We start from the raw sequence: 9,383 nt of genomic DNA on the forward strand, positions 1-9,383 counted from the left end.
AGTCCATTTGCCTCATGTGTTTTTAATGTGGGAGCGAGCAAGCCTGTTCCCACATGGCGCCATGGTGTGTCAGCCATTGCGCGCCAGTTGCTGGCCCTGGCGCAAACGCATGTGCAGCAACGGGTAAGGCTGGCCCATACCGTCATGTTCCGAACGACCAATTACCTCGAAGCCCTGCTTGAAGTAAAAACCCAGGGCCTGTGGGTTCTGCTCGTTGACGTCCAGCTCATCGGCGTTCAGGTGTTCCAGGGCATAGCGCAGTAATTGCTTGCCCAGGCCTTGGCCACGGTGATCCGGATCGATGAACAGCATTTCGATCTTGCCCGCTGCCACGCCGGCGAACCCGGTGATGCGCTGGCGCGAGTCTTTGGTGCAGATCAGCATGACGGCGTCGAGGTAGCGGGTCAGGACCAGGTTCTTCAGCAGTTCGATGTAGCTGTCGGGCAGAAAGTCATGGGTAGCGCGCACCGAGGCTTCCCACACGCGGGTGAGTTCTTCGTAGTCGCTCTGTTTCGGTGTGTAAATGACCGAATGTTGGCGCATGGCCGCTTGCTCCTTCTGTTAAGAGCCGTTCCTGTAAGGCTGCGAGTTTTTTCTCCCACAAAACGATAGACGTAAAAAAGCCCCGCATCTCGTCAAGAGAGCAGGGCTTTTCGTATTTTTTGCGTTTAGATCTGTTCAGCCCACAGGTCGTATTCGTCGGCGTCAGTCACTTTGCACCAGACCTTGTCGCCCGGCTTCAGGTTGCTGCCATTGTCGATGAACACGTTGCCGTCGATTTCCGGGGCATCGAAGAAGCAGCGGCCAACCGCGCCTTGCTCGTCGACTTCGTCCACCAGCACTTCGATCTCACGGCCGATGCGCATTTGCAGGCGTGCCGAGCTGATGGCCTGCTGGTGCGCCATGAAGCGATCCCAGCGGTCTTGCTTGACGTCGTCCGGAACGATCTCCAGGTCCAGATCGTTGGCCGGTGCGCCTTCGACCGGCGAGTACTGGAAGCAGCCGACGCGGTCCAGCTGGGCTTCGGTCAGCCAGTTCAACAGGTACTGGAAGTCTTCTTCGGTTTCGCCGGGGAAGCCGACGATGAAGGTCGAACGGATGATCAGGTCCGGGCAGATTTCGCGCCAGTTCTTGATGCGCGCCAGGGTCTTGTCTTCGAAGGCCGGGCGTTTCATGGCTTTGAGGACTTTCGGGCTGGCGTGCTGGAACGGGATGTCCAGGTACGGCAGGATTTTCCCGGCGGCCATCAGCGGGATCAGCTCGTCGACGTGCGGGTACGGATAAACGTAGTGCAGGCGAACCCAGACGCCGAGGGTGCTCAGGGCTTCGCAGAGTTCGGTCATGCGGGTTTTCACCGGCGCGCCGTTCCAGAAACCGGTGCGGTATTTCACGTCGACGCCATAGGCGCTGGTGTCCTGGGAAATCACCAGCAGCTCTTTGACGCCGGACTTGACCAAGCGCTGGGCCTCGTCGAGCACGTCACCGACCGGGCGGCTGACCAGTTTGCCGCGCATCGACGGGATGATGCAGAAGCTGCAGCTGTGGTTGCAGCCTTCGGAAATCTTCAGGTAGGCGTAGTGGCGCGGGGTCAGTTTGATCCCTTGCGGCGGCACCAGGTCGATCAGCGGGTTGTGATCCTGACGCGGCGGCACGACGTCGTGCACGGCGTTGACCACTTGCTCGTACTGCTGCGGACCGGTCACGGCCAGCACACTCGGGTGCACGTTACGGATATTGCCTTCTTCGACGCCCATGCAGCCGGTCACGATGACCTTGCCGTTTTCCTTGATGGCTTCGCCGATCACTTCCAGGGACTCAGCCTTGGCCGAGTCGATGAAGCCGCAGGTATTGACCACCACGACGTCGGCGTCCTGATAAGTGGACACAACGTCATAGCCTTCCATGCGCAGCTGGGTAAGGATGCGCTCGGAGTCGACCAGTGCTTTCGGGCAACCCAGGGATACGAAGCCAACCTTTGGATTGGCCGGCGCAGGAGTGGTGGACATGTCTAACCTCGGTATTTGTGACGCCTCCAGCCGATGACGGCAAGGCGACAGACGGGCGCTATGTTGCACCCTCTGGTCAAAAAGTGCGCAATTCTAACGATGGGCGGCGCACTTGACCAGCTTTATGCAGRGAAATACGACGAGTGCTGCGCTATGCTTCGCGCCGTTACGCTTTATCGATTTTTTACAGTCAATAAAACGTCTGTAACAACAAGTAAAACAGTGCATGCTGCACCACAAATCATAGTGCTTCTTCGAAGAGGCCGGATCTGAGTAGTAGGAGTGACGGATGGGGCAGGCAAGTAGTCAGGCGATAGCCGGTGGGCATTCGGCGGCGAAGCCGATCAGCATGCTGGTCGCGGCGGTCGGAGTGGTTTATGGCGACATCGGCACGAGCCCGTTGTACACCCTCAAAGAAGTGTTTACCGGTGGCTATGGCGTAGCGGTCAACCATGACGGCGTGCTGGGCATTCTGGCGCTGATCTTCTGGTCGCTGATCTGGGTCGTGTCAATCAAATACATACTGTTCGTATTGCGGGCCGACAACCAGAGCGAGGGTGGGATCATGGCCTTGACCGCGCTGGCACGACGAGCGGCGGGGGGGCATGCAAAATTACGCACGCTGCTGGTGGTTTGCGGGCTGATCGGCACGGCTTTGTTCTACGGCGATAGCATGATCACCCCGGCGATTTCCGTACTGTCGGCGATTGAAGGGCTGGAGCTGGCCTTCGAAGGCATCGACCATTGGGTGGTGCCACTGTCGCTGGTGGTGCTGGTGGCGTTGTTTCTGATTCAACGTCACGGTACGGCGCGGATCGGCATTCTGTTCGGGCCGATCATGGTCACCTGGTTTCTGGTACTCGGTGCAATGGGTGTGTATGGCATCAGCCAGCACCCGGAAGTGTTGCAAGCGATAAACCCGGTGTGGGGCGTGCGCTTCTTCGTGGACCATTCAGGCATGGGGATCACTATTCTTGGCGCCGTGGTGCTGGCGTTGACCGGTGCCGAGGCGCTGTACGCCGACATGGGCCATTTCGGTCGCAAGCCGATCGCTCGGGCCTGGTTCATTCTGGTGCTGCCCGCACTGGTACTGAACTACTTCGGTCAGGGCGCATTGCTGCTCGGTGATCCGGAAGCCGCCCGCAACCCGTTCTATCTGCTGGCGCCAAGCTGGGCGCTGATCCCGTTGGTAGTGTTGTCGACCATGGCCACGGTGATTGCCTCGCAAGCGGTCATCTCCGGTGCGTTCTCCCTGACCCGCCAGGCGATCCAGCTCGGCTATATTCCGCGGATGCGCATTCAGCACACCTCCAGTGCCGAGCAAGGGCAGATTTATATCGGCGCGGTGAACTGGTCGCTGATGGTCGGCGTAATCCTGCTGGTACTGGGCTTCGAGTCCTCCAGCGCCCTGGCCTCGGCCTACGGCGTGGCGGTGACCGGGACCATGTTGATGACCACGATTCTGGTGTCGGCGGTGATGCTGCTGCTGTGGAAGTGGCCACCGGTTCTTGCGGTCCCGGTGTTGCTCGGTTTCCTGTTGGTGGACGGTCTGTACTTCGCCGCCAACGTGCCGAAAATCGTTCAGGGTGGCGCGTTCCCGGTGATCGCCGGTATCGCACTGTTCATCCTGATGACCACCTGGAAACGCGGCAAGCAATTGCTGGTGGATCGCCTGGACGAAGGCGGGTTGCCGCTGCCGATCTTCATCAGCAGTATCCGCGTGCAACCGCCACATCGGGTCCAGGGCACCGCTGTGTTCCTTACCGCTCGCCCGGATGCCGTGCCCCACGCGCTGTTGCACAATCTGCTGCATAACCAGGTGCTGCACGAGCAAGTGGTGTTGCTGACAGTGGTGTACGAAGACATCCCGCGCGTCCCGCCGCAACGACGTTTCGAGGTCGATTCTTACGGCGAAGGCTTCTTCAGGGTCATCCTGCACTTCGGTTTCACCGACGAGCCGGACGTGCCGCAAGCACTGAAGCTGTGTCATCTCGATAACCTGGACTTCAGCCCGATGCGCACCACGTACTTCCTCAGCCGCGAGACAGTCATCGCCTCCAAGCTCGAAGGCATGGCCCGCTGGCGCGAGGCGTTGTTCGCCTTCATGCTGAAAAACGCCAATGGCAACCTGCGTTTCTTCAATCTGCCGCTGAACCGGGTGATTGAACTAGGTACCCAGGTCGAGATGTAAGCCCCCATGAAAAAGCCCCCGTTGCCATGAAGGTAGCGGGGGCTTTTTTGTGTCTGTGCCTTTACTTGCTTTCAGGCAATTCTTCTTCAGATTCGGTCTTTGTTCGGGCGGGTCGCGGTGTCAGCACCTTCACCACATCATCAATCACCGCCTTACTCATCGCCGTCAAATAATGCGCGGCCCAGGCGTGGCGGTCGGTGTCTTTTGCGTAGGCTGCATCCTCGGTAAATGATCTGGCGAGGAACAGCAGGTCGGAGGCTTGTGACAATGCATCAACGATGGGGACGCCGGCGCGGACGTTGAATAGCGCCTGATCCGAGCAGTAGATGAGAGGGGTGAAGCCGAGGGTTTTTAGTTCTGAAATCGCGGAAACATCAATTTTAGTCATAGTCAAAAATCCTAGTTGAGGAGCTGACTCATTCGTTTCCAAGCGAATGGGTGACAGCTGTACGCAGGTTGGAAACCGGGAACTAGGAAACCGGCACGCCCGAGGGCGTCCCACGCACAGCTGCCATAACTCATGATCACAAAAAACGCATGCAATCATGAAGGGGCGCTGTTGCGGCTAGTATCCGACGGGTTTCCAAGCCCGATCGCTGAATGGTCAGCGACGTCCGAGAGTATCCCGTCGAAGAAAAACGCAACAAGACGGCAAAGTGCCCAAAAAGAAAGATTCGGAGTTTGCCTACAAGGTCTGCGGGCGTCATCCGATATTGTGACACCTTCTGTAAACGAGACTAAACATGTCCCCATTTATCTGAGTTCAGCGCAGCCCCCTGTGGTGCGGTTAAATTGCGTGCTAATGAAAAAGCCCCCGCAACCATAAGGTGTCGGGGGCTTTTTTGTGTCCGGGGACTCAGATCACTCCTGAGCCGCCGTCTCCTTCGCTTGACGCTTCACGATGGCATCCACCAATCGCTGCGCCAACGCCGGGTAGTTCTCGTCGAAGTGATGGCCGCCAGGCAGTTTCATCGCTTCGCCCACGGCGGTCTTGTCGGTGCAGCCGCTCTCGTCGACTTCTTCCTCACCGTAGATGCACACCACTTTCGCCGGCGGCAGCTTGGCCATTTCCGGGCCGGTGGCGGCTTCTTTGCCGGCGTTGCCGAGCCAGCCTTCGACTTCGATCTCGAAGCTGCCGGTGCGGGCGAAGGCCAGCAGGATGATTGCGTCGACCCGCTGCTGTTCGGCTTCCGGCAGGCGGTTGTAGATGGCTGGCAGAACGTCGGCGCCGAATGAGTAGCCGGTCAGGATGAAGCGCTTGGTGCCCCATTTCTGCCGGTAGTGCTGCATCAGTTCGGTCAGGTCCAGGGCGCTTTGTTCCGGGCTCTTGTGCTGCCAGTAGTAGCGCAGGGTGTCGATGCCGACCACTGGGTAGCCGATCTTGGCCATCTCGCCGGCCACGTCGCGGTCCAGGTCGCGCCAGCCGCCGTCGCCGGAGAGGAATAGGGTCACGGTGTCCTTGGCTTGGCCGGCTGGCACTTCGACCACCGGAATCTGCAGGCCGCCAGCGGCTTTATCGCCACCGACGAGGGTTTTGCGCAGTTCGTTGTTCAGCACTTGCGGCAGGTTGATGTCGTAGTCGCTGATGCTGGTTTCGGCGTTGGGCTGGTCACGCACGAAGCCGGCGCTGGTGTCGTCCGGGTTGTCGTTCCAGGCCACCAGCCAGTGACCGTGGGCGGCACTTTTTGGCAGCAGATGAGTGCAGCCAGGTTTTTCCAGGGCCAGGTCAACCGAAATGGCCTGGGCCTTGTCGTCCTTCTGCTCGGCCAGCCAGCGCCACGCCAGCACGGCGCCAGGGCCGATGCCGCTGACCAGGGTTGCCGGGCCTTTGAGCTCTCTGAGGCCTGCCTGCAGAGCGCGACTTTGCTGGATGCAGTCCTTGGGCAGGATCACCTGGACGATCTGCGCAGAGCCGCTGCGGCTCAGGGTCATCAATTGTTTATCGCTGAGCTTCTGCTCTTCATTGACCGCCACCAGCACCTGCGCGCGCGGCGTGGTGCCGGGGATGACGCGGGTCATCGCGGCGCCATCGGCTGGCGTCAGCAGTTCGAGGGTCGGTTCGGGTGCCGGGCGTTTCAGGTACCAGTAACCGCTACCGACAATCAGGGCCAGCACTACCAGTGTGGCCAGTACGTACCGCAGGGAGCGTTGAATCATCAGCGTTTCACCAATCCAGTCAAGCCGCCCGCAATCAGGGCGGCAGTGTCGGCCAGGGCCACCAGCGGATCGAGTCCGGCGGGCACGGCCATATAACGGGGTTCCCAGTCAGGCTGGAACTTGTCTTTGAAGCGGCGCAAACCTTGGAAGTTATACAGCTGCTCACCACGGCGGAACACCATCGAGCCCAAGCGCTGGGTCAGTGGTGCGCCGCGCCGGGGTTGCAACCCCGACAATGGCACCATGCCCAGGCTGAAGCGCGCGTATCCATGATTTTTATAATGTTGAATCAGGCCGACCATCATGAATTCCATGGTCAGCTTAGGGGCGTCGGGGTGTGCGCGCATCAGGTCGAGGCTGGCCAGTTCATGACCGTAGGTCTCGAGCAGGTTGGCGAACGCCACCGGGCGCCCTTCGAAACGAATCACCGCGACACGGAAGTGCTTGAGGTAGTCATCGCTGAAACGCCCAAGCGAGAAGCCTTTCTCGCGCACATTCTTGCCGGTCAGCCAGGCATCGGAAATCACCTTGAGCTCGTCCATCGGCGCTTGCCCCGGCTCATGGATCTCCAGCGAAAGGCCGTCACGGGTGCCACGGTTCCAGGTGTAGCGCAGGTCCTTCATCTCTTTGCCTTTGGCTTCGAGATCGAAACGCTTGAGGTCGACCCGGGCTTCTTCGCCGAGCTTGATCGCAGTCAGGCCGATGTCCATGTAGTACGGCAGGTTCTCGGCACGCACTTGATAAAACACAGGGCGGGCGTGGTGGATATCGCACAGGTCACGGAACTGCCAGATCATTTCCGCCCGTTGCTGGGTCGGGCCGATCGGGTCATACAGCGCTACCAGGCTGCGGCCACGGCGGGCGTACATCAGGAACGCCTCGTCGTTGGGGTGAAACAGCAGCGCCTTGTCACCGGTCAGGGCCAGGCCGCCATCCGGTTGGGACGAGGCCATGAGGATATTAGCCGCGCGCTCCAGTTCATCGGAGGTTGGCAGGTGGATTATCGGACGCGCGGTACGCAGCAGCCACGTCAGGGACACCACCACCAGCAGCACCGCGGCACCCAGCAACGAACGCAAGCCTCGCGGGGCGTCGGCGTCGAGGGTGAACTGCCACCAGAGTTGATGGCTGTACGGAACGTCCTGATAGGCGAACAGCAGCAACCAGATCGATGCGCCGAGTACGCAAAGACTCGACACCAGATACAGCGGCGAAAACGGCAGCTCGGTCAGGCGGCTGGGACGGTAAAACGAACGCCGGAAAACCCCCAGCAAACTTGCTGTCAGGGTCATCAGGCTGGCTTCTTCCCAATCGAAGCCTTTGAGCAGAGAGAGCACGGCGCCGACCAACAACAGAATGGTGGTCAGCATCCACGCGGCCGACAGGCGGCGACGCAAGCCCTGAGCCAGCAGCAGGCAGAGCACGCCCACCAGGCTGGCGCCGAAGTGCGAGGCGTCGACCAGTCGATGCGGGATCAGAAAGCCGATGTGTTCAAGGCGCGTATCGATCTCCGGCGTTACGCCAGAGAACAGCAACACCACGCCGGACAGGAACACCAGCACCGCCAGAATCGGCGCGGCCAGGCCTGAGGCGGCGCGTAGCGTCTGGCGTGTCTGAAACAGGCGCTGGCCTTCGTTGATCAGCAGCAGTACGCAAGCCACCAGCAGCGGCAAGATCACGTAGATCAGGCGGTAGAGCAGCAGGGCGGCAGCCAGTGGCGCGGCACCGAGCTTGTCGGCGAAGGCCGCCAGCAAAATCGCTTCGAACACCCCGACACCGCCGGGTACATGGCTGAGCACGCCAGCGGCCAGGGCCAATAGATAGACCAGCAGGAACGCACCGAAGGGTGGCGCTTCGGGCAGCAACAGATAGAGCACTGTCGCGGCGGCGGCCACGTCCAGGGCGGTGATGACCAGTTGCAGGAAGGTCAGGCGGCGGCCCGGCAGGCGCAAGGTACGGCGGCCGACCTTGACCAGCAGGTTGTCCGGGTAAGGCTGTTCCGGCAAGCGACGGCGGTAGATACCGATCGCCAGTACCGTGGCGAGCAGCAGCACGGCCCCTGCAATCGCACCCAGCAACGTCTCGGAGAAACCCAGGGCCRGCGAGGCGGCGGGCAGGTTGCTGAGGGTGGCGAGGGCGGCCAGGGGCGGGAGGGCGCAGCCGAGCGAGAGGCTGGCAAACAGCGTCATGTGCGCGACTTCCGAAGCCCCCACGCCATGCCGTGCATATAGACGGTAGCGAACCGAGCCCCCCGACAGCAGCGACAGACCGATGGCATTGCCGATGGCGAAGGCGGTGAAGCCCCCCAGCGCCACGACTCGCGGCGCCAGTGTCACGCCGGCATAACGGCTGGCCGACCATTCGTAACCCAGCAGAATGATGAAGCCGACGACGGTCGCGCCTAACGCTCCCAGCAAGGCCGGTCTCGGCACTTCCAGGATCGAGTCGTGCAGCGCGTACAGATCGAGTTCGCTCAGCAGGTGACGACAGGCAATCAGCGCGATGGCGAACAGCAGCAAAGTGACCGCCAGACCGATGGGTTGACGGTATTTGCTGATTCGATCCAGMAAGCGCAGACGCTCGGCTTTGATCGGTTGTGTCGCTGTGACGGTGTCTTGTGGATCAGACGAGTTGGCGCGCATCAATCACCTCTTGGATTGTGCGCGACAGGATGGGGGTATCCAGCCAAGTTACCAATCCCTGTAGAAAAAAATAATCACAAATATTAACGCGTCTCACCGGGTATCGGCGATGGCGCATCACCAGTCGTCGAGGGTTTTTCTTGCGGTTCAGCCTAGGTCTGAACTCACAGTCTGGCGACCCTGAACGGCTCACTGCACAGTGACAGATCATTGTTGCGAAAGGACTTTTTCAACAGATACAAAAAAGGCCACTCTTTCGAGTAGCCTTTTTTGATGTTTGGTTGCGGGAGCCGGATTTGAACCGACGACCTTCGGGTTATGAGCCCGACGAGCTACCAGACTGCTCCATCCCGCGTCTGTGTGGCGGCATTCTACAGGCGAACGCCG

General features: G+C 60.3%; 6 protein-coding genes and 1 tRNA gene. 1 reads left to right on the forward strand and 6 read right to left on the reverse strand.

The annotated features are described in order from the left end of the window. Positions 1-69: 69 nt before the first annotated feature. Positions 70-543: a GNAT family N-acetyltransferase gene (locus AC1DIS_RS01625; RefSeq protein ID WP_018926947.1), complete on the reverse strand. Its 474-nt coding sequence runs from the start codon at positions 541-543 to the stop codon at positions 70-72. A gap of 125 nt (positions 544-668) precedes the next feature. After that, a complete protein-coding gene (rimO, locus tag AC1DIS_RS01630) occupies positions 669-2,006 on the reverse strand; it encodes a 30S ribosomal protein S12 methylthiotransferase RimO (protein ID WP_018926946.1) in 1,338 nt (445 codons plus the stop codon). 289 nt (positions 2,007-2,295) lie between these two features. Between rimO and AC1DIS_RS01635 the strand changes: the two genes are divergently transcribed. After that, the gene (locus AC1DIS_RS01635; RefSeq protein ID WP_477745477.1) at positions 2,296-4,197 is read left to right on the forward strand and encodes a potassium transporter Kup; all 1,902 of its coding nucleotides are present in this window, start codon (positions 2,296-2,298) and stop codon (positions 4,195-4,197) included. A gap of 61 nt (positions 4,198-4,258) precedes the next feature. On the opposite strand, the gene AC1DIS_RS01640 is transcribed toward AC1DIS_RS01635, so the two are convergent. The 4 genes from AC1DIS_RS01640 to AC1DIS_RS01655 form a co-directional block, all read right to left on the reverse strand. Further along, positions 4,259-4,585: a DUF3077 domain-containing protein gene (locus AC1DIS_RS01640; protein WP_086944782.1), complete on the reverse strand. Its 327-nt coding sequence runs from the start codon at positions 4,583-4,585 to the stop codon at positions 4,259-4,261. A gap of 473 nt (positions 4,586-5,058) precedes the next feature. Next, positions 5,059-6,354, reverse strand: coding sequence for a virulence factor family protein (locus AC1DIS_RS01645; RefSeq protein ID WP_064619969.1), 1,296 nt, complete (start codon positions 6,352-6,354; stop codon positions 5,059-5,061). After that, positions 6,354-8,996: a bifunctional lysylphosphatidylglycerol flippase/synthetase MprF gene (mprF, locus tag AC1DIS_RS01650; RefSeq protein WP_477780726.1), complete on the reverse strand. Its 2,643-nt coding sequence runs from the start codon at positions 8,994-8,996 to the stop codon at positions 6,354-6,356. Before mprF ends, AC1DIS_RS01645 begins: the two co-directional genes overlap by 1 nt. A gap of 278 nt (positions 8,997-9,274) precedes the next feature. After that, positions 9,275-9,351, reverse strand: a tRNA-Met gene (locus tag AC1DIS_RS01655). Between the last annotated feature and the right edge of the window lie 32 nt (positions 9,352-9,383).

The organism is Pseudomonas sp. 05N433 (assembly GCF_056396925.1).

Excerpts from the sequence above, each read along its gene's own strand:
- AC1DIS_RS01635 (WP_477745477.1), top strand. The coding sequence starts at position 2,296 with ATGGGGCAGGCAAGTAGTCAGGCGATAGCCGGTGGGCATTCGGCGGCG.
- AC1DIS_RS01645 (WP_064619969.1), bottom strand. The coding sequence starts at position 6,354 with ATGATTCAACGCTCCCTGCGGTACGTACTGGCCACACTGGTAGTGCTG.
- AC1DIS_RS01625 (WP_018926947.1), bottom strand. The coding sequence starts at position 543 with ATGCGCCAACATTCGGTCATTTACACACCGAAACAGAGCGACTACGAA.
- rimO (WP_018926946.1), bottom strand. The coding sequence starts at position 2,006 with ATGTCCACCACTCCTGCGCCGGCCAATCCAAAGGTTGGCTTCGTATCC.
- AC1DIS_RS01640 (WP_086944782.1), bottom strand. The coding sequence starts at position 4,585 with ATGACTAAAATTGATGTTTCCGCGATTTCAGAACTAAAAACCCTCGGC.